We start from the raw sequence: 24,126 nt of genomic DNA, 5'->3' as shown, positions 1-24,126 counted from the left end.
ATAGGAAGGTGATAAGAATTGACGATCTTCTCGAAAACAACAAGCGTTGGTCCAGGCAGATCACTGAGGAAAATCCTAATTTTTTTTCCGACCTCGCGGACCAGCAGAATCCGAAATACTTGTGGATCGGCTGCTCCGACAGCCGCGTTTCTGCCAATATGATCGTCGGCCTCAAGTCGGGCGAGATATTTGTCCACCGCAATGTTGCAAATCTCGTAAACCATACCGATATGAATTGCCTCTCGGTTCTGCAATTCGCGGTCGAGGTTTTGCAGGTCGAGCACATAATCGTTTGCGGCCATTACGGCTGCGGCGGCGTGCAGGCCGCAATGGAGCAAAAACGTCACGGCCTGATCGATAACTGGCTGCGGCATATCCAGGACACCGCCAATCTACACGCTAACCTGCTCGATGGCATCGACGACCCAAATGAGAAACTCGACCGCCTGTGCATGTTGAATGTCGCCGAACAGGTGCAGAACGTTGGTGAAACCACGATCGTGCAGGATGCCTGGAACCATGGACAGGAACTCGAGATCCACGGCTGGATCTACGGATTAAAGGACGGCCTGGTCCGTGATCTGGATATCTCGATCAACGGCGAAGGATCGCTGAAAGGGCTCCGCAATGCTTTTCTTTTCACCGATAAACGCCAGAGTGCGGATCGGGCATCTAACTAATTTCCCGTAAATATGCTGAGCTCAAATTCTTTTACACGTTTCCTGACGGTTGCCTTGTTTTTGTCGGCTCTTTGCGTCTCCGGTTTCGGACAAATGTCCCGTAAGCCGTCACCAACCCGTGAGCCAAAGGGCGCGATGGATCACAAGCCGGATTCGCCTAAGAATTCTCTGGCGAAGGTAGCGTCTCAGGCTGATTTCGACAGCATAAGGCGCGTTTATCACGCCGGAACGCCATATGCAATGCCGCATACGATGTTCGTCATCGATCGGCGTGCACAAAACAAGGTCTATTACGTTAATTCCCAGAAATTCAGATTTCACAAAGACTTTTTGCTGGCGACTTATCTGGTCCCGCGTGGCGCAGACGTATTCAAACCAATTTACGTCGATCAGGATCGGCGCTACATCGTCGGAACCATCGCCTGGCAAAAAACCGTTGAAAAGTACACGTGGGAGCTCTGGGAGGGCGACCTTGCCTCGGCTGATATTATCAAAGCCGCAAATGACGCGATCGCGAAGACGTTCTTTCAGAAGATCTACTTCAAGCCAAATTCAATCCGTCAGGAAGACGCGACCGCTACGACCGGTATTGACCGGGTTTTGCAGGATGAGCTGAACCGCAATCAGGCATATCTTGCCCTGAACACCGGCAAAGCCGTCGGTCGTCTGCATATTATCGACAAACTCGATGACACTGTAGAGATCGGTGATAACGAGATACTCGTCCTAAAAGAGCTCCCGATCTCGCTGCCGCCGGTTCGCGGGATCATAATCGCCAAGCCGTCGTCACCGCTTTCGCATATCAACATCCTCGCCAAGGGCTGGAACATACCGAACGTTTACATCAAGGATGCGGACAAGCTTTTTCGAGAATATGACACGTTCGTCTTTAAGCTCGAAGCAAACCTGACAAATTACAAACTCGAGCGAGCGACATCTGATGAGATCAGATCGCAATTTATCTCCCCGGACCAGCAGATCCCGCCGGCCGACTTGAAAACGAAGAAATTGGCCGGATTAGCGGAAATGCGTAAGAAAGACAGCATCACCTACGGATCCAAATCAGCCAACCTCGGCGAGATGATCCGGACAAAGGTTCCCGGCGTTACGATACCCGACGGGTTTACTGTTCCGTTCTACTGGTACGAAGCGTTCATGAGATCGAACGGTTTCGACAAAATAATGGAAGACCTGGGCGAGGATCTGAACTTTGTTCATAATCCAAAATACCGACGCCAAAAGCTCGACGAATATCGAAGCATGATCCAGAATGGAAAGTTCGATGACGAATTGAGCAAAGAGATAATCGCGAAATGGAAATCCCAATTGGGCTCCAGACCGGTTTTCGTGCGAAGTTCGTCAAACTCAGAGGACCTGCCTAATTTTAGCGGTGCGGGCCTCTATTCCAGCGTTCCCAATGTCGTCAGCGAAGACAAACTGGTCGATGCCGTGAAAAAGGTGTGGGCGTCGCTCTGGAAATTTGAGGCCTACGAGGCTCGCGTCCGAAATTACGTTAGCCAATCTGACGTCTATATGTCCGCGCTGATCCAACTCGGCGTAGATATGGAAAAAGGCGGTGTGATGATAACGAAAGATCCATTCGACGAGCGGAACCGCGATGCGGTCTACATCAGCGCCGTTTGCGGACACAATTCAAAGGTCGTAGATAATGCTGGCGTTCCGGAACAGATCTTGTTCAATCCAAAATCGAATTCGGTTATCGTCATGACTCTCTCCCAGCAGGAAAATGCCCTTGCCTTTGATACGAATGGCGATCTCAAAGTGACTGTTGACAAATGTGCCGGCGCAAAAAAACGAGTCTTAACTGACCTGCAGGCACGGTCGCTCGCCAAGGCGGCGATGAGCATTCGAAGTGCATTTGACGGAAAAAAAGAGCAGGATATTGAATGGGGAATCCTGAACGGAAAGATCTACATTGTTCAATCTCGGCCCTACATAGAAAAAAAATAACCTGCCTCGCCCGCAGGTAAATAAGGAAAAACTCGATGAAATCAATAATTATTTGTCTATCATTATGTTTCGCTTTTGGCTGCAGTAACGCAGCGAAGCCTATCGCCCAAAGTGACAATAGTGCAACTGTCGCCAAGTCACCAGAAAAGTCACAGACCGCAATAGCACATTCGACTGAAAACCAAACTCCGAACCAGACCGCTCCACCAGCATCAGGCGAGAAGTCAAAATGGACCGCAAGCGGCGACCCGATCGACACGACGGCATTCGATTCAGCGATCATGTCGGCCGAAAAAGCTGCTGGCGGCAAACCATCGAAAGCCCTTGGCGATGCTTATTACAAAAGAGCGACCGCCCTCACCGAAGCTCGCCAATACGCGTCGGCGCTCGGCGACTACAGGCGTGCACTGAAGAATGATCCCGCAAACGCCGAAGCAAAAGACTGGATCGACAAGATCATCATGATCTACGACGGTCTCAATAAATCCTCGCCGAAAGAGGGCGAAGAGCCGCCGCCGCTGCCGTTCAAGAAATCATAGGAACGTCGGGCTCGCTAGACAAAACACGGGCGCCCTCACTAAACTAACTCTTTTGTGTTCAAACGCATTATTAACATAACGGAGATCAGATAGGTATTTATGGCACTTTCAGCAAACGATATTAGAAAGGGAATGGTAATCGTGCACGAGGGCGTGCCGGTCAGAGTAATGGAATTTCACCACCACACGCCGGGCAATCTGCGGGCTATGGTTCAGGCTCGGCTGCGAAATCTGCTCACCGGAAACTCTTTCGAATATCGCTTTCGTTCGAACGACACGCTCGAAAAAGTAACCCTCGATCAGCAGAAGATGGAGTACTTGTATTCCGACGGCTCGCACCATCACTTCATGAACAATGAAAATTACGAGCAGGTTCAGTTGACCGAAGATGAACTTGGCGATGCCGCTCAATGGCTGATGCCGAACCTGACGATCGAGGTCGAGTTTTATAACGGCACACCGATCGGCGTTGAACTGCCTGCGACAATGGATCTAACCATTACCCGCACAGATCCGCCTCTGAAAGGAGCGACCGCCTCGAATTCAAACAAACCCGCAACCCTCGAAAACGGAGTTACCGTCTCGGTTCCGCCCTTCATCCTCGAAGGCGAAAAGATCCGCGTTAACCCGACCGAGGCGAAATATCTCGAACGAGTTAAATAATTAGTTCAAGGTCCGCAGAGTGCCAGAGTTACAGAGTTAAGGAATTCGCTCTTATTAGACGTTTTTCCATTACACTGTATCTCTGGCACTTTGCTACCTGGAACTTGTTTTGTGATGTTTTTTCTTTACGGCATTGTACTCACGCTAGCTTCGATCTTACTGCTTCCGCGGTTTGTTTTTGATGCGATATTCAATGGTAAGTACGCCGCCGGCTTCAAGCAGCGATTGGGGTTCGTTCCGAGACTTGTGCCTGACGGCAGGAAAGTGGTTTGGCTGCATTGCGTTTCAGTCGGTGAAACGAATGCCGCTCGTCCACTTGCTCTGAAGATCAAAGCAGATTTCCCCGATTCACGTCTCATCGTCTCGACCACCACCCGAACAGGACAGGAACTGGCGAAAACCGCATTCGCCGACCTTGCTGAGCTGGTTTTCTATTTCCCGTTTGACTGGAAATCGACTGTCCGCCGCTCGCTAAAGCGGCTTTCTCCTTCGATCGTACTGCTGATGGAGACAGAGATATGGTTCAACTTCATTCGCGAGACGAACCATTTCGGCTCTGTTATCACGATCGTCAACGGGCGCCTCTCGGAACGATCTTTCCGCAGATATAATTACATCAAGAATTTCATGCATCGCATCCTGGCGTACCTTGACTTGGCTCTCATGCAGGAAAACGCAGACGCGACGCGTTTAATGAAACTGGGGATCAGGGCGATCAAGGTCAAGGTGACAGGGAATCTGAAATTCGATCACAACCTCGACGAGCAGGAAGCGAGCCTGACAACTGAATTCCGAGAGCGGTTTGGCTCAACGTCCGACGCCCCGCTGATCATTGCAGCAAGCACGCACTCGCCTGAGGAAATCTACGTTCTCGAAGCCTTCAAACAGGTTTGGAAAACCTCCGAAGCGAAGCTACCGCGGCTAATGATCGCTCCGCGCCACCCGGAAAGATTTGCGGAGGTTGCCGCGTTGATCGAGAAGACAGGATTTTCGTGGGCCCGGCGCTCGGCTCCTTCATCGGAAAATGACAGAACCGCGGAGATCATCCTGCTCGACAGCATCGGAGAGCTGAGGGCGGCGTATCCGCTTGCCGACATAGTATTCGTCGGCGGCAGTCTGATCCCGCACGGCGGCCAGAGCATTTACGAACCTGCAGCGGCCGGAAAGGCGATTATTACCGGCTCAAATACAACTAATTTCACAGCAGCGGTTACGGAATTCCTCGAAAAGGATGCTTTGATCCAGCTTCCCAAACTCTCGGATAAGGAAATTTTGCCTAAATTCGTTGAGACATTGACCGTCCTTCTCGCCGACGAAAAAAGGATTGCAGAACTTGGAATGAACGCGCTGACCGTCATGGAACACAATCGCGGAGCCGTAAACCGCACCGTCGAATATCTCGCCCCACTGCTCAGACCGGCCGAACCGCAATGATCCTCGTCTTTTACCTTTTCGCTGGAATTTTGGTGCTTTTAAGTGCGAAGTCGCTCCTCGGCGGGATCGAGTATTTGCGGTTTTTCAGAACTGAACTAGCAAAACCAAGATCTGAATTTACGCCTTTTGTAACGGTCATCGCACCTTGCCGAGGCCTCGATCCAGAGCTCGACATCAATCTCGAAGCTCTCTTTAGACTCGATTATCCAGAATATGAAGTAGTTTTTGTCGTTGATGACAAAAACGATCCAGCCGCAACGGTCATAGATCGAGCCCGAACAGGGAGCGATCGCGACTGGGTAAACTCCAAGGTGGTGATCGCCAACAAAGCAAAAACCTCCAGCCAAAAGGTCGAGAATCTTCGTGAGGCAGTTCTTCATGCGTCGCCTGAATCACAGGCGTTTGTCTTTGTGGATTCTGATGCTCGGCCGTCGTCCGGATGGCTGCGATCTCTTGTCGCTCCTCTCGCGAATGAGAATGTTGGAGCGGCAACTGGCTATCGGTGGTTCATTGCCAAGAAACCAAATTTTGCGTCCGAGCTTCGCTCGGCGTGGAATGCTTCGATCGCGTCCGCTCTCGGCCCTAACACGGCGTCAAATTTCTGTTGGGGCGGCTCGATGGCGATTCGTCGCGACACATTCGAGAGGCTTAGTTTGCGTGATCGCTGGGAGGGCACTCTTTCGGACGATTTTGCAGTTACACGTGCGATGAATGAGGCCAAATTGCCCATTTTATTCGTTCCGCAGGCTCTGACAGCTTCTGTCGAAGATTGTTCATTTTCAGAAATGATTGAATTCACCACGCGGCAGATGAAGATCACGCGTGTTTATGCCACGCCGCTCTGGCTATTGTCGTTTTTCGGCTCCGCCCTGTTTAACGGAGTGTTGATCGCATCTTTTCTGATCGTCGTATTCGCCCACCAGAATGGCTATCCTGTTTACGCCGCTCTCGCGACCATTCTTCTCATAGCGGTTTGCAGCACAGGTAAAGCATGGCTGCGATTGAACGCCGTGAAACTTGTATTGACCGATACCCATGACGCTCTGAAGAAACAGGTCTGGACGCAGAACACACTGTGGATATTGTCGCCCGCGATCTTTCTTTACAACTGCACGGCCGCATTGGCTTCGCGCCGGATGAAATGGCGCGGAACGGTTTACGAATTGAAATCGCCAACCGAAACTGTCATTATTGCGGATTAGCGTAATGACGGAATCAAAACTGACAGAAGAAACAAAAGCCTCGCCCTACGACTTGTGGCCCGACGAAAATGCGCCGTTCGCGGCCACGGCCGATGTTCCGCCGCTCGCTTTACCGGAAGCGTCGCCCTTCGCAGATCCGTTCGCCGAACCGGTCGAGGGCCCGTCCGCGAAACCGTTTGAAGCTCCGTTCATACCCGTTTCTTATACTCCCGATAGTACAGAGCAGACGATCCGCAAAAGTGGTTTGGCATGGTCGGCCGGAGTTGTTTTTTTCGGTTCGGTAGCATTTATGCTGCTTCTCGGATGGTTTGCTGATCTGCTTCTCGGCAGTTCTCCCTATGGGATCGTCATTGGTATCGTCCTCGGGTCGATAATCGGATTTGTTCAGTTTTTCAGAATTTCGTCGCAGATCTATTCGCCTCAAAAGAGCGATCCGGATCATAGGCCGCTGCTGTCACGCAATGATGATGAGTAATATGCTCGGTGACGCAGGCAGTACCGATCTTGCGGCTTTGAATTTTTTCTTGTTCGCCTGTAAAATATAGGATTCGCAATGGGCGAGAATTTTGATCCGTTGACAACTGAAAATGCACCGAAGCCGATACGTCACGGCGGGATACTGGCCGCCATGGCCGGGCTCGTTGTGGTCATGGCGATAGCCGGATTTACTTTTCGCGGCACATCGTTCGGATTTGGCGTGATTTTTGGCGGCGTTTTGTCGTTTGCCAATTATCTCTGGCTCGACCGCTCAACTCGCGCGATCTTTAGCCAGAACGCTATGGCCTCGACCGGAATTCTGGCGGCGAAATACATTCTCCGCTACGCTGCTCTCGGCGGCATTCTGTGGCTCGTCCACTCGACTGGTGCATTTCCGATCGTCGCCGTGATCGCGGGACTCGCGGCATTTGCATTTGCAGTGGTTTTGCAGGGATTGAAAAATATTTTTAAAAGTTCTTTATAGAAGGATCTCAAGATGTTCTTATTAGCTGAAGAGGGCGGTCATCACGCTCCACTGATCGTAGAATTCATTAACCACTACCTCGGTGAGCCGGTTTACCATTTTCAAAAAACGTACACCGAGCCGATGTGGAACAAGTACGTGTTCTCAAAATTCGGCACGACGGCTGAGAAAGCGTTCGGTGCCTACACGGTCGAGAACGCCATACCGTGGTACACGATCATGTTCGTGATCGCGTGTTTGCTGACCGTTTTCATCGTCTATTTGCTCAAGGGCAAGCTTTCTGAAGACGATCCGAACCCGGGCCAGCTCACGCTCGAAGCCGGCTATCTCACGATCAAAGATATGATCGGGAGCATTATCGGCGATCACGGAGCACGCCACTTCCCGGTCGTCGCGACCTTCGGCATCCTGATCCTCGTTTCGAACCTGATGGGCCAGTTCCCGATGTTCATGTCGCCCACCGCTTCGGTGAATGTGACATTTGCACTCGGTATCGCTTCATTCGTTTATTACAACTACGTCGGTATTTCAGAGAATGGGTTATTCGGCCACATCGCGCACTTTGCGGGGCCAAAACTTCCATTCGTGATGGCGCTGATCATTACGCCGCTGATCTTTGTCATTGAGATCATCTCAAGCTCGATCAGGCCGTTCACGCTCGGTGTTCGACTCTTTGCGAACATGTTCTCGGACGAGCAGGTATTCGTGCAGATCACGAACCTTGCTCCGCCCTTTACCCATTTCGTGGTGCCGCTGATACTGACGCTGCTCGGTGTTTTCGTTGCATTCGTTCAGGCATTTGTATTCACACTTCTGTCGATGATCTACATCGGCGAAGTTTCACACGTACCGCATGAACATCACGACGATGACCATGCGGAAGAGCATCACGGCGAAGCCACCGTCGCTCACGCGTAATAAAGTTTCAGAGATCAGGCGTTTAGCTTGCTCTCCAGAAAAACAGACTCAGGTCGGGTCGAAATTGAAAACCTGTGTTTATAGCAACTATGCCCGCACGCAGGAGACGCGGACTCTACGGAGTATAAAATCCGCGGCATACCGGAAGCGAGGCGAAATAATACCAACGGCGATATTAAATGCCGGCAGGTTTGCGATAACGGGTCGATCATTGAGTCTTCTATTAAAAACAGGAGATAACTATATGAAAAACATGAAATACGTTCTTTTTGCAACGCTCGCTATCGCCCTTTTGGCTGTGGCTTCAATGGCACAGGCTGGCGGCGGAGCTGCTTACAACGAATCGTACGTTGCGGGCTACAAAGCTCTCGGCGGTGGTATCGGTTTTGGTTTGGCTGCAGGTTTGGCTGGTATCGGCCAGGGCCTCGTCGGTTCGCGTGCTGCTGAAGGTGCTGCCCGCAATCCGGGCGCTGCCGGTACCGTTCAGACGATGATGATCATCGCTCTGGCACTTATCGAATCACTCGTGCTATTCGCACTGCTTATCGTCTTCGTTAAGCTCTAAACAGCGGATCAGTCGTCCGTGGTCAGTGGTCAGTTTCGTCGGGGAATGTTTATTCTACTCACCGACCACTGTCCACTGACCACTTTCTTTTGCAACCTTAGTACATTTTGAACGTTCTAATGTTTGATGATCAATGAGATGAACGGAAAATTAGTTGCGGATAAATATCGCATTGACAGCTTGGTTCGCGAGAGCGAGTCGGGTGATCTGTATGTTGGCCATCATGAGGTTTTGGATAAACCTGTGACCATCAGGATACTGTCGTCGGCGTTTGCTGTTGATCCGCGTTGGGTCAAGCGATTTGTTGCCGAGGCACGGGCCGCGTCAGCCCTTTCGCATCCCAATATTCTCAACATCACCGATTTTGGCACGGACGCTAAGAATGTTACTTATGCCGTCTTCGAGCCGGCAGATGGCAAAACGCTGGGTGAAATGACCGCCAATGAACAGCCTTTCGACGAAAAGCGGGCTTTGGACATCACCCGACAGATCGCTTCTGCTCTGGCAGCTGCACATTCCCAAAAGGTCGTCCACGCGGCTCTTGAACCAAGAAATATCTTTGTCAACAAGGGTGACGCAGTAAGGGTTTTCGGATTCGGCGGTGACCCGATGAACGTCGCTCGTGACGCCGACCCGCGATATCTTGCCCCCGAGCAGTGCAACGCCTTCCCGGCCGCCGATGAACGCTCGGACGTTTACTCGCTTGGCGTGATCCTCTATGAAATGCTCGGCGGAACGGTTCCGTACGCAGGAGCAACCGCTGCCGAAATTCTCGCAAAACAAAACAGTGAACCACCTCCACCGCTGTCGGCATTTCGCCGCGACCTGCATCCTGAGATCGAGCCGATCGTCCTGAGTGCGATGGCGCTGGATCCGGAACGCCGCTATCCGAACATGGCCGCTTTTGCGGAAGATCTTGAGATCCTGGCGAGCCGTCTCGGCGGCGCCGGTGCGGAACCGGTTGTAGCCGCAGCTGCGGCAGCAGGTTCGAAACGCAGCGTTTGGCAGACGGCGTTCTTTGTTCTTGCCGGAGTTGCGATCTTTGCGGCGGCTCTGATCTACGCAACTTCAGTTCGGAAAACCGATCCAACAGCGAACCTCGTGGCTGATGCGGGAAGCCTTCCGGTGCAGCCGATCGGCCCGGCCACAGGTGCTCAGGAAGAGAGCCTTGCAAAATTACCCACTATGACTGAGGCCGAGATCATGGCGACGCAGTCCCAAATGAACGATCTGCCGGGCGGCGATGGGTTTAATGCGTGGGCCAATGGCGGAATTCCGCCTGCCGGGGCTCCGTTGGCCGGTTCGACGACCGGTATTCCATCGGGTATTCAAACGGCTCCGCCAATGACCTATGTTCCCCAGGGCGGTGACGTTTATACCATCCCCCAGGGCGGGCAGAGCCAGTTCATGCCGGATTTTACCCCCAGCGGCGGTGTTGATATCCGTTGTAAGGATGTACAAACCGGGCAGGAAATTCCGTGTCCGTCGGGTCCGCCGCCAACCGTAAAAGCATCGCCAACGCCGAAAACCGGGGCCGCAGCTAACACCGCTGTCCCTCAGCCTTCTCCGGTAACGGCAGCTACCCCGAAACCGATGGCAACGCCACCGCCTAAAGGTACAAAGCCCGCGACAGATCAGCCTGATAAGGGTAAACCTGCCGCACCAGCGACAAAGCCTGCGAAGAGCGGAACACAGAAGATCTCTGAAGAACTACCTGGCGGTGAGTAGCTTAAGGATCGCCGCATTCCCTTTTTTCTTTGCGATCGAGAGTGCAGTTCGGCCTGCCTTATCCTTAATGTCCATCTGCGGCTTTACTTTTAGGATCGCATTCACGGCCTGTGGATCACCTTTGTCAACCGCAGCTATCAACGCGGACCTGCCATCGGTATCGCGGCTATTGAAGTCGATCTTCTTGAACGCCGATGCCATCCTGGCTTCAAAACTTCGTTTTTTTGCTGATCTTTCGAGTTCCGGGACCATCAGGCGGGCGTTCACCATGGCGGCAAGGGCACGCGTATGGCCGGCCTCAACAGCATAAAAGATCGGAGACACGCCGCCGGGCTGTACCCGGGTCGGATCGAGTCTCAAAAGCAGGGACATCGTTGTCTGGTAATTGTCGTACTCGACCGCGTAATCGAGTGCGTTCATTCCCATTTTATCTCGAACTTCGGCATTTACCCCGCCAGCGAGGAGTCGAGCAACCATGTAGTCATTATCGAACCTCGCCGCCCTGATCAATGCCGTTTCGCCGTTCTTGTTGACAATATTAGCGATTTTTCGATCAATATTCGACAATTCGAACAAATAGAACCGAGATCGGCTCGCCATGTAAAAAAGGTGAGTTTCGCCGTTATCGTCAACGTCGGCATGAAAGCCAAATCCGAGCCGCCGTTGCCAGGCTTCCCCGTAATAAGCAACGGCCATTGTCATCGTCGCAGAGTTCGAATATCGGCCCAAAGTGTCATAAAAATCTCTTTGTAAGCTAGCACCACCTTCTATGAGGAAACGCCAGGCGGCGTCGGAAAGGGCCATTTTGCCGGAGTCTTCGTAGTCGTGACGTCGCAGGTGGTCGAGACCAAACCGATCTTTTCTCGACGGATCAATGCCACGTCCTATAAGAAGGTGATACTCAAGATCCGGAAGTTTCAACAGCGGGTTGGGAGGGTCGACAAAGAACAGAGCCGTCGACCCGTAATCGTTCGTCGCATTAATGTCCGCGCCGGCATCGAGCAAAAGACGCACTATCGGCACTATATTTTCATGACTCTTGACCGGACCCGGACGAAGAGCCCGAAGAAGTGCCGGCTGGCCGAAAGGATCCTTGGTATTCGGTGAAACTCCAGCCCTGAGAAGTCTCTTCACTTCGTCGATATCACCGACATCACAGGCACGAAGAAATTTCTCGTTCAATATCCACGTCGGGACGGAACTACTCTGCGCCGATGTGTTCAAAACCGGGAGCAGAAATAGAAGAATTACTATTGCGCTACGCACGATCATCTCGGAACTTCCACCGTTTTGATAATATCCGAGATCACGGCGTCAGTCGTCGCTCCATCAAGTTCCGCCTCCGCACGCAATGCAAGGCGATGCCTGAGAACCGACAATGCGACATCGCGAACATCATCGGGCGTCGGGAAATCACGTCCGCGTATTGCCGCCAGTGCTTTCGAACAAAGCAACAATGCGACCGAAGCTCGCGGGCTAGCTCCGTATAGGATCGTTGGATGGGTTCGCGTGCGACGGACGATCTCGACGACATATTTCTGCACGCCGGGCTCCATTCGCATCGCTCTTACCTCCGCACGGCAACGCTGGATCAGAGTTGCGTCGGTCAAGCGAGCGATCTGAACATTTTGCAAATGACGCGAGTTGAATCCCGCATCCCAACGTGCCACGATCTCTTCTTCGTCGGCTTGTTCCGGATAATCGATGATTATCTTCATCAAGAAACGGTCAAGCTGCGCCTCGGGCAGCGGATATGTACCTTCGTATTCGATCGGGTTTTCGGTCGCGAGAACCGTAAACAAGGGAGAAAGCGGATAGCGTTCACCATCGATGGTGGTCTGGCGTTCTTCCATCGCTTCGAGCAGCGCGGCCTGGGTTTTGGGCGGCGTACGGTTGATCTCATCGGCGAGCAAAATGTCAGTAAAGATAGGCCCATGACGCAACGCGAATTGCGACGTCTGCATATTAAAGACGTTCGTGCCGGTGATATCCGACGGCATCAGATCTGGCGTGAACTGGATTCGCGAATACTGTGCTCCGATAATGTGAGCGAGCGTCTTGATCGTCAGCGTCTTCGCTGTGCCGGGAACGCCTTCGATCAAAGCGTGTCCCTCGGCCAAAACCGCGACCAGGATCTGCTCGATCACATCGTCCTGCCCGACGATCGTCTTACGGAGCTCGTTAAGAATATGTGCAACTGTAGAAGGTGTGTAAGTTAGCATTTGTAAAATGTCAGTACCGCCTGCGGTAGCGACCGAGGTTTCTCAAATAAAATCGTAAAGCGTCTTTATGGCCAATAAGAAAACCGTTGCCAAAAAGATCCGTCTCAGCCAGAGATCATTCAATTTCGAAGCGAAATGAGCCCCAACGTAGGCTCCAATGAACATCGTCGCCCCAATTATCGCACCGAGCTTGTAATCGACTAAGCCCTGCCACATAAAAACTGCCGTGGCGATCGCGGAGGAAAATACATTGATCAGCTTAGTAGACGCAACAGCCTCTCCATATTTCATCCCATATATTCCGACGCAGACAGCCGTCAAAATCGTCACATAACCGCCGCTGAACAGTCCGCCGTAGATCCCAAGCAGAAAAGCAAGAAAATAGGTCAAGGGTTTCGCATAACTCTTGGGTTCATCAATATTATCAACACCGGCATTTCCTTTCAGTATTGTAAACAAAGCGACGGCTATCATCGCGATCGATACGATCAGCTTGATGCCTTGATTGCTAATGATCCCGACAAGTAAAGCCCCGATTGTTGAGCTGATCAGCGTCAAGACAATCAGGGGCGAAACCTTGCCGTAATCGATCTTCCTCTGCCGTACGAACGGTATCGTTCCGCCGATGGCCATGAAAACAAGGCCGAACATGTTTGTCGCGACGGCAACCTTTGGGTCGATCCCGACCTGAAACATAGCCGGAACCGCGATCAGCGAATTGCTTCCGGTCACGACCCCGACGAGGCTCGTCAGGAAAAAGATCACCACAAGAACGATGAGGGCTTCGACGGACATAAGTTATATCCTTGCTCTCCCGCTTCGAACCAGGCCGAGTTTTTGCTCTATCGTTCGCAACTCGCTAACCAGACGAACGACCTGCCTTTTGTTGGTTGGGCCACCGCGGATTATCTCTTCACATTCATGCAGCGTCGCCGCCGTTGCAGAAACGTCCAATCCGGCCCGTTCGGTTATCGCCTTCGCTATTTCATTGCTCTTGATCTTGAAATTATCGAGGCCAAGAAGTCGGGTAACGCGGCGGCGAAATTCGCTATAGATATTCTCGATCGCCAGATCGAACGCCTTTGTCCTCTGCTGCAGTTCAGCCATTGCGGCGACATATTCGAGTTTCGAAAGCCGATCCGGCTCGGACTCCGGAACCGGTCGAGCGAACCTCCGGCTCTGTGAAATAAAGACAAGCCCGATCAGTAGGACCGCTTGAAAAAAGATCGCGACAACCGGAGTCCCGGCAAAAAACTGAAGAAATCGATTGCTGTCGCTTCCGTAGCCTTGATGATATTCATCGAAAGCGATCACGCTATCCCCGGCCGCGACTATATTTATCGCGAGCTGAGCGTTATCGACCAGCGAAATGCCTGCATTGGAGACAATGTAAGGATCACTTACCAATACGATCCTGCCTTCCCCAAAAGGCATATCAACCACGAGATTCTTCTCATCCTTCGCAAAATGAACTACCGGAGCAAGCTGGCTTGGCGACTCGACCGTATCGCCAGAGTATGGCGGCATTTGATCGGGTATCGACCGTCGAATTTGATATTCCCGCTCCGGGTTCGACGATGACGTCGGAGGTGCATCGTCATAACGCGATCCGCCGGGTGAAGGCTCTTGCTTTACCGATCTCGGAGGCGGCGACAGGGTTTCTGTTTCGCTCGCCGGGGTCGGCTTCGTCGGCGAATGGCTGTCCACAAAGCGTTCAAATTGGATCTCCGACGCAAACCGCGACGGCTGAACGGCGTTAACGCCCTGCGTGTAAACGGTTGGTTGTACGGGCTTTATCGCCGCAGCATCACCGATCATTTGCTTTTGATCCGTAACATCGACCGTGAAGATCTCGGCCCCCTCATTTCCCTTTAAGCTGACCCTCCAGTTCGCGGTCGTCTTGAGCAGTTCTGCCGGCGGGTCACGATCGATCAGCACAAGGCGTCCGCCATTCGAAACCCATCGAAGCAGATCCTCAACCTCGGGATCGGTGAACCCGCGACGTACAGCACCGGTTACCACAAAGACGGACGGAGCGTTCTTCTTTGCCGTTAGAAGTGCGGCGGGCGGTTCCTGCCAGCGAACGACCTTACGCCCGGTTTCCAAAAGCAGCGAGTAGAATGCCTGGGTTCCCGTCGAACCCGTGTTGAAAGAGGAGCGATTCGGATTGGATTCGCTGTCCGCAGTCTTTTCCTTCTGCGTGTACGACGCTGCATTGAGGCCGACCAGGACGGCGGCCATCAAAATAAGAAAAACAAATATGAAGGGTTTCTGCTTCATTTCTGACGCTGCATATCCGCTATGGTTCTCAAATACCGCTCGCGAAAATCATCCCAGTCTGCCTGCTCGGCCGTCCTCAGGCCGTACCAGTTATTCTCAAAATTTGAGGTCAGGCCCCGCATATTCTCAAAAAGCGTCTCATTCTTGCGCACGTCGCGAAGGTAATCACGATTCGTCTTATGACGGGCGAGGCGAACGATCTTGCGGTCACTGAGATCGCACAAAGCTGCAATGTAGCCTTTGCGGATCGCTGACCGCAAATTCCCTTCGCGTGCCAGTTGTTCTGCCTCGGAAAAGAGACCCGCGGCAGATTCGTCCGCCGCGATCCGCTCGCCGAGGATGACACGATCTTCTTTTTTTCCTTTCGCTCGCTTTCTGGACCTGCCGCTGAGAAACGGCCAAAATCTATATAGAAGAAACACCACGAGCGCCGCGACTATGACGAAGATCAGTATCTGAAGCCCGAACTGGAACGACTCGAATCCCGACGGCTTTCCCGGCTCGATATTCGGACGCGGGAACATTTTCGCCAGCCATTCCGTAAATTCACGCCACCATTTCTGAAAAAGGCTTTCTTCTTTTGCCTCAGGCTTCTGGTACTCCTGGCGGCCGAGTATCTCTGCAAGCTTCTGTTTGTTCTGGTCCTTTGTAAGTTCGCCGCTAACCGTTTTGTCGAGTTCGCCAGCAGATTCTGAGATGGCGAGGAGCCTTTCGCTGATCTCGACGAGGATCTCCCGCCGGACTTTTTCGTCAGGCGCATCGGTGAGATCCTTTAACCTGGCGACAAGCCATCCATTTTGGGTCTCAACGCTCCCACCGGGCCACTCGATCTTTTCGGAAACAGGAACCTCCGATCTTATCTCCGAAATGATCCTCTCCTGATCTCTAGCCCCCGCCGAATCAAGCCCCTGCAGCATCTGCTCGACGCCGAACCGGGCAGATTCGATCCGCTGTTTGTAATCAGCAGGCGAAACGGCAAAGACAGATGCGGCCCCAAAAAGGAACAAGAAAAAAAGGCCCATCGCAATGAAGCCGGGACGCGATGCGGCAAAGCAGGACCTTAATATTGTGGTGGTGACTGAAAAAGACATGTTCCAACTCAGCGCGTGTTCTAATTCTCTCCTATAGATCGAGCGTCGTGATCGATGCTTTCTGCGACGACGTTTGCAGCGATCCGGCATTCACCAACCCGAGAGCGGGCTGAAGCGGGTTGATGTATGTTTCGGGGACGGCCGGTATGTCACCGAGGCGTGAGGCGGCCATTAGTTCGATATCATAGCCCTCCGCCCGGACGCGTTCGTCCACATACAGCAGGCAAAGTCCGACCATCCAAACCGGTGACAGCAAAATAAAACTGATCTGCCAGATCAGATTGTACGCGACCTCATACCAGGCCGGGATAATGTCGGCATCGAAGCTCATCAGATTCACGCCATTTGCCGACGCATACCACGCCAATGGAACGTAAAGGATCGCGAGCGCTGAATATGCAGCGACGGTCGAAAAAATGAATAACGCCGCCAGGCGTTTTACGCTGCCGCCGGCGAGGCTCGCACTGCGGCCGATCGCCGCAAAAACGCCCTGTCCCTCAACCAGCATCACCTGGGGAACGTACGCAACCCGCGATGCAGCGAGGAAAAAGAGCCAGATCGCGGCACCGGCAACGATCAGGCCAACTGCAACCGAAAGAATGAATCCGACAACCGGAACAACTGCCCCGACCGCCCAAATGATAAGGCCGATCAGGATCAGTAGTACCATTGCGGCAAAATAGAAGATCGCCAGGCCGACCGAGCCGAGGAGCACCGAGATCAGCGAGGATGCAAAGATCAACCCACCGAGGCGTCTCGCTGCATTGCGGTACGTTTCTCGAAATGTGATCGCCTCGCCGAACAGCAAATGCCGGACAAAATTTCGTGACGCTCCGCCCATCACGACGAGCGTGGCTATCGTCTCCGTTAGCCAGATGACAACGCTCCCGAACCAGAGAAAAATATAATAAAAGGTCGTCTCTGCTGAGTAGCGATCAGTTCCAATTGAGAAGATCTGCCGCCCGGCAAACGTCCAGCCAACCGAAACGATCGTCCCAACGATCACCGGCGGCGACGCTATGAGAATGAATGTCCAGAAATATTTGCGGTAGAAACGAACGGCGCGATCAATGAGATCACCTGCCCCGAGCGGTACAACGGCTAGATTCGATTGTGGGTCACCGGTAACGCTCATTCTTTGCTAAGGACATTATAGCGTTAACGGTAACTGTGTAGAAGGGAGAAGTAAGATGGCTCACTTTCCTAAGACCAGACCTAAGACCAGACCTAAGACCAAAAACCTAAGACCAAACCCATCACTGCCCTTTCAACTGCTTGATCGCCTCGCGAAGCTTATCGGCGTCAGGGGCTGTGGGAACAAGCTTCAAATACGTTTCGAGCGCAGAAACCGCCTTTGGACGGTCATCTTTGTCGATGTACATCATAGCAAGCATCCTGTGAGCTTCGTTCATCTCAGAACCGCCAATCGAGATGGCCAAATTCAACTCCTTTTCTGCCTCATCATAGCTGCTGAGTTTTGCAAGTGTACGGCCAAGATAAAAATGCCCGATAGCCGACTGATCCTTCAATTTGATAGTGTCACGCAAAGATGTTTCGGCTTCTTTATGCTTATTCATCCGAAACAACACGATCCCGCGGTTGAGCATCGGCTCGAAGGCATCCGGCTTGATAGCGAGAGCTGATCTCAGCGATAGTTCAGCATTCTGCAGGTCGTTCAGCTTTTGGTACTGAACCCCCATCTCGTTATATGCCTCGAGAAACTTTGGATACTCAGCCACCGCGAGCTTCAACTGCTGAACCGCTCCGGTATGATCCGCGGCTTTTGCGAGATCGAGTGCTTTCAAATAAAAACCTCTCGCCCGATCTGGAACGCCGATACTGTCAACCTTAACGATCGAAGGTTTGGGCTCTGGCTTCCTTTTTTCCACCAATCGAATGGATACCGAATAAACCGGCTTCAGCCTATCGCCGTCCGTGACAAGCTCTACGGCTTGATCGACAGGTTCAAACGCATCTTCGCGGTCAATAATGATGTGATAGATACCTTCTGGAAGATTAATAATAACAAACTGTCCGCTAACGTCCGTCGACAGAAGGAAATCGCCGCCTGTCTGGGGCCGAACCTTAACGTTTATTCGCCTATCAACTTTGGAACCGTCCGGCCAGTGAACAGTGCAGGCAATTACATTCGCCCCGCCGAGCCTCGAGTTCTCCGCGAGAGTTCCGCTGTATGGGATCTGACCGAGTGCCAGCGATTGAAGGACCCAGACAAAGGAAATGCACATTATAAGTCGCCCCAATATTTGGTTCATAAAGATGCTCCGTTCCAACCGAGACTGAAAGATAATATGACGTTGAAACAAAAACAGGCGTTGCCATTTTGCCGGCAACGCCTGAGGTTTTTAGAACAGACTGATTACCAGTTAAATCTCAGGATCAGATCGATCAGGCGGCCGCCTGGATCGTTCGTTGTTGAGGTGTCCTGATAAGCAGAACCGTTACCAAGCTGGCCAAAGGTAGCACCGCCGACGCCGACGCCGACTGTGTCAGCTGTCCAACCGCCAACCCGGAAGTTTGGATGATTGAGTGCATCGAGGAACGTTGCACCGATCGAAAGCGTTCGGCGTTCACCGAAGCTTACCTTCTTCTGAATGCTTGCATCCAGCTTGAAGAAGCCCGGACCATAAACGATCAGGTTGTTGAAACCACATGTTCCAGCGTAACGCGAAATGCAATTACCGGTTCCAGCCGGGGCGATGTACTTACCAGTCGGGCCTCCGGTTCCGTAGGTGGTTCCGTAGCCGTTGTTGGTTGTCGTATTCGCAACGTTGATATCAAATGCCTTCTGCGTGTTCAGGATGATATCGGCCGGCAGATAATAAACCAGATCGGCTTCCTTACGAACCTTGATCATTTTCTGCAGATCCTTGACGGTCATACCAACGAGCTGAACGTTGCCCAGCGAGAATGGCGAACCGCTCTGCCAGCGGAGCGTCGGAGTGATCGACCATCCGCCGAAAATGGCATCTACAGCCCAGTTCGACTGCGACAGGAACTTACGGCCCTTTCCGAACGGCAGGTCGTAGGTTGCGTCGAGTTTGAACTGATGCCTGAGGTCAAATGCCTGAACGCTTTTCGCGAGATCGAGTCCGTCCGGACGCTGCGTGAAGCCTGCAAAAGCGACGCTGCTCGATGCGTACGAATCGGCCTGAGCCTTCGAAAACACGTAGTTGGCCGAAAGACGAAGGCCAGCCGACAGACGACGGCGGACTTCGATAACGCCTGAGTCATACCAGGTGTTGCTGTTGTTGCCGACGATGAACGCACCACCGGTCAGTACGGACGAGTTTACGTAGAAGAAATTCGCCGGACGCCCGTTGGCGACAGCATTCGCACGTCTGGCGGCACTATTTTCAAAACTCGTTCCCGAAAATGCATTGATATTCGGAGCACGGTTTGAAAGGGCTGTGACCAGCGTTGAGTTGGCAAAGTTCGCAGCCGTGTAGCCCGAACCTGCGGTTCCCTGAGCAATGTTAGGGTTATTGGTAGCGGTCGGGTTGAAATACGAGACCATGATCGGCAGCGGATTTGTGCCCGTTCCGGCTCCGAAGTATGCAAAGCTCGAACCACGGCCGGCTGCGATATTTGCATACAGATTCTGCTGGGCGAGTGCGAACTCGGCAGCAAAGCCGTTTTCGATGGTGTTGAATTCGTTGATGTTCCACTGACGCTGCAGGTTTGTGCCGCGGTTTCCGACATAACGAACCTCGACCACCGTGTTGCGGTCGATCTCGCGCTGATAGCCAAAGCTGAACGAACTTACAGCCCCCGTCTTGATATTCGGATCGAAGGCATTCGCCGAGTTTGAAGTTCCTAGAGCGATCGGAAAAGCCGGAGCCGTTCCTACGATGCCCGGAAGCGGCGCAAAATTAGGATTGTTGAGGTCACGCAAGTTGGTGCCCGCAATAAAACTCGGGGTTGTCGTTCCAGGCAAATTTGTTTGAAGGTTGCGCGAAAGAGGAAGCGATCCACCCGGATTCGATCCATTAATGCTCTCGAGAAGGTTTGTGCCTTCACGAACATACGAGATCGAGTATCCACCGCGGAAAACGCTCTGCCCCTGACCGCCAAAGATGGCGTGCAAAAATCCTTTATCGCCAAAGTTCGGGCTCCAAACGACACCGATAGTTGGTGCCAGGTTGTTCATATCGTCAGGATATACCTTTTCTCCGACAGGAACCTCGACAACACGCGGAGCCTGTCCGCCTGTTGCACCGGGCTTGAAGATGTTGCCGACGCCCGACAGGCCATAGATCTGGCCAAAGTTCTCAAGGGCCGTATAATTGCCCTTGCTTAACGCAACAAAGGCTGTCTGCGGCTGCCAGCGAATACCATAGTTGATGGTCAGATTCGACTTGGCACGCCAGCTATCCTGGACAAAAAGGCCATAGCTCTTTTGTTCCGCAATTCTTGAAAGTGATCCACGCTCCGCGTATCGGCCATCAGCTCCGAGATAGGCGGTCGTTCCATATGAAAGAACCCGACCAACGAGCACAGCATAGAGGTTTCTCGCATCTCCGATCTGGGTTGCGGTGGCACCAGGCATGGTCGTCGCATTGAACATGTTGTACGCAACCGAGTCAGCTGAACCAGCAGTAGAATCAAGGCCGAAACCAACTGTAGGTGCCAGCAGGTTATTCGCCGAACCATTCGATTCGATGCGTTTGTATTGTCCGCCAAAGTTTATCGAGTGCGAACCTTTGACCCAGGTAACCGAATCCGTCAGATCGTAGACAGGTGTCGCGCGTTCGCTGTTTGAGTTGAGGTTGACCGGCGACGTCGCACCAAGGACACTGACGCCCAGGCTGCGGCCGCCCATGTAATTGAAATCCGCGATCGACGATCCCGGGAAGAAATTCGACAAACCGTACGAAACAGCATAGCGAGCTTCGTTAACGATGCTCTTCGAGAGAGTCGAGCGAACTGCGAATGAATTCGAGTTGCGATCTGATCTCTGCGTGTAGAACGGGAATCCTGGGAATCTCTCTTCAACACTGTTGAGGAAGTCCTTGGTTCCGTCGAATTTCTGCCTGTTCAACGTTGCTTCAAAACTGTGATTTTTCGTGATATTGAAATCGAAGCGAAGTGCAAGAAACTTACGGATCTGGCTGCTCGTCGGGGTGAAGAGGAAATTCTGGACGTTTGGAAGGTTGGCAACAACCGGTGACAACGAACCGCCATTGCTGAGAGAAGAGCGAATACGAGCATAAACAGCTGCAACAGTCGGGTCCGGTGTAGCAAGCTGGCCATTGGCAGCTGCGACGTTAAACACATTCACAGTGTTGGTAACACCGCCCGTAACGTAGCTGTAAACGCCAGACTGTGCGGCGGGCGTCAAAACGACGCGGGTACGCGACTGTGATTCCGGCTGACGAAATTCCTCGTAGTTAATGAAGAAGAATCGTTTGTTCTTACCCGAATCAAATGGCCCAACGCCTTCGCCAAAGCCCAGGAATGGGATCGGGCCGCCGACGTTAGCTCCGTACTGGTGAAGACGGATCTTCTGACGGGTCGACGTGCCGTCTGGATAGAGGCCTACAGGGTTGCGGTTGAGGTACCAGTAGTTTGCATTGAGATATTCGTTGCGATGCTGGTAGAACATACCGCCCGTATAGTTATTCGTACCGCGTTTGGTCACGAATTTGATCTGGACCGCACCGTCGCCGCCGCTTTCAGCACCGGGGTTAGCGGTCGAAACCGAAACTTCCTCGATAGCGTCAACACGCGGACGAACGTAAGTGAAATAACCATCCGACGAGCGGAGCAGGTTGTCCTGAACGTCCACTCCATCGATCGTGATCGTCAGCGCGCCTTTTGGCAGACCGTTGATCGAAGCTTGTCTTGGGCGTCCGACGGTTGCCGTTCCCGGCAGAAGTCCGACGAGATCAAGTGCATCGCGTGATGCGATCGGGGTTCCGGTGATCTGCCGGCCCTGGATCGTCGTGCCGACCGACGCCGTCTGGGTTTGCAGAACTTCACCGCCGCTCGAGATCTCAACAACCTCGCCGACGCTTCCGATCTCAAGCTTTCCGTCGACCGTAACAGGTGTTCCGATGTCAACTTTTACACTTGAGAACGTAAGGGTTTTAAATCCCGTGGCGGTGATCGTTACGGAATAAGTACCGTTAGCGACCGACGGAATGCGGTAACCTCCGTTGTCATTTGTGACAGCAGAGAATTCCTGGCCCGCAGAACCTTTGACCTTGACCGTGGCTCCGGGGACAACAGCTCCATTAGGATCTGTGACCGAGCCGGCGATCGAGCCGGTGCTCTGGGCGTGGATAGCGATCTGGGTCATGAGCAACGCCAGGCCGACTATCAAAAATTTGGTAAACTTTCTCATTTTTCCTCCTCAAAAAATCAAAATCAGGATCCACTCAAAAAATAAGTGCTTTGCCCCCTTGTGAAATCCGATCTACTACCCTCGCTCGTTGTCTTGTAAACGAATACCTCAACGCCGAAGAATAAATTGCCGTTCTTCTTCGACCGAAGTATCCAGACCACTCTGCGTAGGAGTACCGTCGGAATAAAGTAAATTGTTAACGGAAGTAGTTATACGAAATTGAAAAAGAAGCAACTTTCATACCATGACGCCTATAATTCCACCCATGACGTTAACGGCCTGATTTAATGATAGATAAGCCTATATACCTGTTTTACAGGTATAACTAAAATCTGCCACTTTAATGGTTTTCGCTACATGATTTTGAATTTCATCCAATAATTCGGATAAAACTGCGTCTAATCGTTCAAAAAGAAAAGATCCGCTGGATTCCTCCAACGGATCTACCCAGTCGAACAGATCTAAGCATCTCTACTTATTTTCTTTTGGAAGAAAGGTCTCCCATTCCTTGAAAGCCTCGATCTGATTTGGCGTGAGTTTGAACGAAGTTGCCCACGTAAAACTCCAGGTTTCCGGCATTGGCAATAGCACGAATTACATCGGTTGGTAACCACGACGCTACTGTGAGGTTAAGGAGTGATCTTAAATGTGCTCGGATCCAGCTTATTGATCGCAAACTCTGTAAAATTGCCATTCCAAACGATCTCAGTCGTCGTCGTGCCTGATGTCGAATACTGGAGTCTGTACTTTCGGGGGAGCATCAATCCTTCATAGTCCTGAAATTCCGAGAAATCCTCTGTGACCTTGATCTTGTTTTCGCTTTGGCGAGCGGACTCGTCGATGGTTCTGCCAATACTCGATGACGAAGTTCGTCTGTATTCTGTGCGAATGTGCTGAAACGTTTTCTGGTCAAAATACATAGTGATGTCCAGATCACTGCCGCCTTTCGGCGAAATCTCTAAAACGTAAGCTTCCTTTCCGTTGATCTTCTTAGTACCCGCAGTGGAGATCTTGGCCCCGCGGTCTGCCGCGGACAATAGGTGCCACGAAGTAGAAAGCGTTCCGGACAAAAATCCCTGGGAAACTAATGAGGTATTCGATTGAATAAAATTGCCTAATATCGAACGGCTTCCGCCTCGGACCATCGCAACATCTGTCTTAGAGCCGTCAAAGATCACTTTCTCCTGCGGATAATCAGTTGCATTGGTCTGGATCCCGAAAAAGCTCTTCTTCCCCTCTGACCCAACTAGTATTCGGCCGGATGCGGGAAGATTTTTCTGGGTAACAAAATCAACTTTAACTTCGCCTACAGCAAGTAAAGATTTTACAGACGCTAGTTTTTCAGGCGACCCGATCGAAGCTACGTTCTTCGCGATTATCTCCTCAGCACTTAGTTTCTGACCGCTTACAGAATTAGCGATCACGACGATCGAAATTAATAGCAAAACAACATTTTTCATTTTTGATCTCCAAAAGAACTAACGAAGATGATGACATTTTGATCAAGC

At 52.0% G+C, this 24,126-nt stretch carries 20 protein-coding genes; 11 read left to right on the top strand and 9 right to left on the bottom strand.

Going from position 1 to position 24,126, the window contains the following annotated elements; all coding sequences use genetic code 11:
- Nucleotides 1-8: 8 nt before the first annotated feature.
- The 11 genes from can to IPG22_00685 all read left to right on the top strand — a co-directional run bounded on the left by can (nucleotide 9) and on the right by IPG22_00685 (nucleotide 10,661).
- Nucleotides 9-680 (top strand): carbonate dehydratase, encoded by a 672-nt coding sequence (can, locus tag IPG22_00735; protein ID MBK6586836.1) that lies wholly within the window; start codon nucleotides 9-11, stop codon nucleotides 678-680.
- 93 nt (nucleotides 681-773) lie between these two features.
- Entirely contained in the window at nucleotides 774-2,651 is a 1,878-nt protein-coding gene (locus tag IPG22_00730; protein MBK6586835.1) for a PEP/pyruvate-binding domain-containing protein, read from the top strand.
- Nucleotides 2,652-2,686: 35 nt separating this feature from the next.
- Nucleotides 2,687-3,190, top strand: a complete 504-nt coding sequence (locus IPG22_00725) for a hypothetical protein (protein ID MBK6586834.1) — start codon at nucleotides 2,687-2,689, stop codon at nucleotides 3,188-3,190.
- A gap of 99 nt (nucleotides 3,191-3,289) precedes the next feature.
- A complete protein-coding gene (efp, locus tag IPG22_00720; protein ID MBK6586833.1) occupies nucleotides 3,290-3,853 on the top strand; it encodes an elongation factor P in 564 nt (187 codons plus the stop codon).
- Nucleotides 3,854-3,967: 114 nt separating this feature from the next.
- Nucleotides 3,968-5,287, top strand: a complete 1,320-nt coding sequence (locus tag IPG22_00715; GenBank protein ID MBK6586832.1) for a 3-deoxy-D-manno-octulosonic acid transferase — start codon at nucleotides 3,968-3,970, stop codon at nucleotides 5,285-5,287.
- Nucleotides 5,284-6,489 carry a glycosyltransferase gene (locus IPG22_00710; protein ID MBK6586831.1) on the top strand — a complete coding sequence of 402 codons (1,206 nt, stop codon included), beginning with the start codon at nucleotides 5,284-5,286 and terminating at the stop codon, nucleotides 6,487-6,489. The genes IPG22_00715 and IPG22_00710 overlap by 4 nt, the downstream gene beginning before the upstream one ends.
- 4 nt (nucleotides 6,490-6,493) lie before the next feature.
- Nucleotides 6,494-6,964 (top strand): AtpZ/AtpI family protein, encoded by a 471-nt coding sequence (locus tag IPG22_00705; GenBank protein ID MBK6586830.1) that lies wholly within the window; start codon nucleotides 6,494-6,496, stop codon nucleotides 6,962-6,964.
- A 78-nt stretch (nucleotides 6,965-7,042) separates the two neighbouring features.
- Nucleotides 7,043-7,450: an ATP synthase subunit I gene (locus IPG22_00700; GenBank protein MBK6586829.1), complete on the top strand. Its 408-nt coding sequence runs from the start codon at nucleotides 7,043-7,045 to the stop codon at nucleotides 7,448-7,450.
- A gap of 12 nt (nucleotides 7,451-7,462) precedes the next feature.
- Nucleotides 7,463-8,368, top strand: coding sequence for a F0F1 ATP synthase subunit A (gene atpB, locus IPG22_00695; GenBank protein MBK6586828.1), 906 nt, complete (start codon nucleotides 7,463-7,465; stop codon nucleotides 8,366-8,368).
- 244 nt (nucleotides 8,369-8,612) lie between these two features.
- Nucleotides 8,613-8,933, top strand: a complete 321-nt coding sequence (locus tag IPG22_00690; protein MBK6586827.1) for an ATP synthase F0 subunit C — start codon at nucleotides 8,613-8,615, stop codon at nucleotides 8,931-8,933.
- A 138-nt stretch (nucleotides 8,934-9,071) separates the two neighbouring features.
- Nucleotides 9,072-10,661, top strand: a complete 1,590-nt coding sequence (locus IPG22_00685) for a protein kinase (protein MBK6586826.1) — start codon at nucleotides 9,072-9,074, stop codon at nucleotides 10,659-10,661.
- On the opposite strand, the gene IPG22_00680 is transcribed toward IPG22_00685, so the two are convergent.
- The 9 genes from IPG22_00680 to IPG22_00640 all read right to left on the bottom strand — a co-directional run bounded on the left by IPG22_00680 (nucleotide 10,644) and on the right by IPG22_00640 (nucleotide 24,078).
- Nucleotides 10,644-11,933: a hypothetical protein gene (locus tag IPG22_00680; GenBank protein ID MBK6586825.1), complete on the bottom strand. Its 1,290-nt coding sequence runs from the start codon at nucleotides 11,931-11,933 to the stop codon at nucleotides 10,644-10,646. The genes IPG22_00685 and IPG22_00680 overlap by 18 nt on opposite strands.
- The gene (locus IPG22_00675) at nucleotides 11,930-12,883 is read right to left on the bottom strand and encodes a MoxR family ATPase (protein ID MBK6586824.1); all 954 of its coding nucleotides are present in this window, start codon (nucleotides 12,881-12,883) and stop codon (nucleotides 11,930-11,932) included. The genes IPG22_00680 and IPG22_00675 overlap by 4 nt, the downstream gene beginning before the upstream one ends.
- Before the next feature lie 42 nt (nucleotides 12,884-12,925).
- Nucleotides 12,926-13,678 (bottom strand): sulfite exporter TauE/SafE family protein, encoded by a 753-nt coding sequence (locus IPG22_00670; protein MBK6586823.1) that lies wholly within the window; start codon nucleotides 13,676-13,678, stop codon nucleotides 12,926-12,928.
- A gap of 3 nt (nucleotides 13,679-13,681) precedes the next feature.
- Nucleotides 13,682-15,163: a DUF4350 domain-containing protein gene (locus tag IPG22_00665; GenBank protein MBK6586822.1), complete on the bottom strand. Its 1,482-nt coding sequence runs from the start codon at nucleotides 15,161-15,163 to the stop codon at nucleotides 13,682-13,684.
- Nucleotides 15,160-16,185 carry a DUF4129 domain-containing protein gene (locus IPG22_00660; protein MBK6586821.1) on the bottom strand — a complete coding sequence of 342 codons (1,026 nt, stop codon included), beginning with the start codon at nucleotides 16,183-16,185 and terminating at the stop codon, nucleotides 15,160-15,162. Before IPG22_00660 ends, IPG22_00665 begins: the two co-directional genes overlap by 4 nt.
- Nucleotides 16,186-16,285: 100 nt before the next feature.
- Complete coding sequence (locus IPG22_00655; protein ID MBK6586820.1) at nucleotides 16,286-17,389, bottom strand: hypothetical protein; 1,104 nt, start codon at nucleotides 17,387-17,389, stop codon at nucleotides 16,286-16,288.
- A 121-nt stretch (nucleotides 17,390-17,510) separates the two neighbouring features.
- Complete coding sequence (locus tag IPG22_00650) at nucleotides 17,511-18,527, bottom strand: tetratricopeptide repeat protein (GenBank protein ID MBK6586819.1); 1,017 nt, start codon at nucleotides 18,525-18,527, stop codon at nucleotides 17,511-17,513.
- 104 nt (nucleotides 18,528-18,631) lie between these two features.
- On the bottom strand, nucleotides 18,632-22,618 hold the full coding sequence (locus IPG22_00645) for a carboxypeptidase regulatory-like domain-containing protein (protein ID MBK6586818.1): 3,987 nt from the start codon (nucleotides 22,616-22,618) through the stop codon (nucleotides 18,632-18,634).
- Nucleotides 22,619-23,247: 629 nt separating this feature from the next.
- Nucleotides 23,248-24,078, bottom strand: coding sequence for a hypothetical protein (locus IPG22_00640; protein ID MBK6586817.1), 831 nt, complete (start codon nucleotides 24,076-24,078; stop codon nucleotides 23,248-23,250).
- Between the last annotated feature and the right edge of the window lie 48 nt (nucleotides 24,079-24,126).

Source organism: Acidobacteriota bacterium (genome assembly GCA_016703965.1).
Taxonomy (GTDB): Bacteria; Acidobacteriota; Blastocatellia; order Pyrinomonadales; family Pyrinomonadaceae; genus OLB17.
Note: the sequence above shows the minus strand (reverse complement) of the source record. Positions and strands in the feature narration are given on the sequence as shown.

Coding starts and splice junctions, on each gene's coding strand:
- IPG22_00730 (MBK6586835.1), top strand. CDS start 774: ATGTCCCGTAAGCCGTCACCAACCCGTGAGCCAAAGGGCGCGATGGAT.
- IPG22_00685 (MBK6586826.1), top strand. CDS start 9,072: ATGAACGGAAAATTAGTTGCGGATAAATATCGCATTGACAGCTTGGTT.
- IPG22_00700 (MBK6586829.1), top strand. CDS start 7,043: ATGGGCGAGAATTTTGATCCGTTGACAACTGAAAATGCACCGAAGCCG.
- IPG22_00715 (MBK6586832.1), top strand. CDS start 3,968: ATGTTTTTTCTTTACGGCATTGTACTCACGCTAGCTTCGATCTTACTG.
- IPG22_00660 (MBK6586821.1), bottom strand. CDS start 16,185: ATGGGCCTTTTTTTCTTGTTCCTTTTTGGGGCCGCATCTGTCTTTGCC.
- IPG22_00710 (MBK6586831.1), top strand. CDS start 5,284: ATGATCCTCGTCTTTTACCTTTTCGCTGGAATTTTGGTGCTTTTAAGT.
- IPG22_00680 (MBK6586825.1), bottom strand. CDS start 11,933: ATGATCGTGCGTAGCGCAATAGTAATTCTTCTATTTCTGCTCCCGGTT.
- IPG22_00675 (MBK6586824.1), bottom strand. CDS start 12,883: ATGCTAACTTACACACCTTCTACAGTTGCACATATTCTTAACGAGCTC.
- IPG22_00650 (MBK6586819.1), bottom strand. CDS start 18,527: ATGAACCAAATATTGGGGCGACTTATAATGTGCATTTCCTTTGTCTGG.
- atpB (MBK6586828.1), top strand. CDS start 7,463: ATGTTCTTATTAGCTGAAGAGGGCGGTCATCACGCTCCACTGATCGTA.
- efp (MBK6586833.1), top strand. CDS start 3,290: ATGGCACTTTCAGCAAACGATATTAGAAAGGGAATGGTAATCGTGCAC.
- IPG22_00725 (MBK6586834.1), top strand. CDS start 2,687: ATGAAATCAATAATTATTTGTCTATCATTATGTTTCGCTTTTGGCTGC.
- IPG22_00655 (MBK6586820.1), bottom strand. CDS start 17,389: ATGAGCGTTACCGGTGACCCACAATCGAATCTAGCCGTTGTACCGCTC.
- IPG22_00705 (MBK6586830.1), top strand. CDS start 6,494: ATGACGGAATCAAAACTGACAGAAGAAACAAAAGCCTCGCCCTACGAC.
- IPG22_00645 (MBK6586818.1), bottom strand. CDS start 22,618: ATGAGAAAGTTTACCAAATTTTTGATAGTCGGCCTGGCGTTGCTCATG.
- IPG22_00640 (MBK6586817.1), bottom strand. CDS start 24,078: ATGAAAAATGTTGTTTTGCTATTAATTTCGATCGTCGTGATCGCTAAT.
- IPG22_00690 (MBK6586827.1), top strand. CDS start 8,613: ATGAAAAACATGAAATACGTTCTTTTTGCAACGCTCGCTATCGCCCTT.
- IPG22_00670 (MBK6586823.1), bottom strand. CDS start 13,678: ATGTCCGTCGAAGCCCTCATCGTTCTTGTGGTGATCTTTTTCCTGACG.
- IPG22_00665 (MBK6586822.1), bottom strand. CDS start 15,163: ATGAAGCAGAAACCCTTCATATTTGTTTTTCTTATTTTGATGGCCGCC.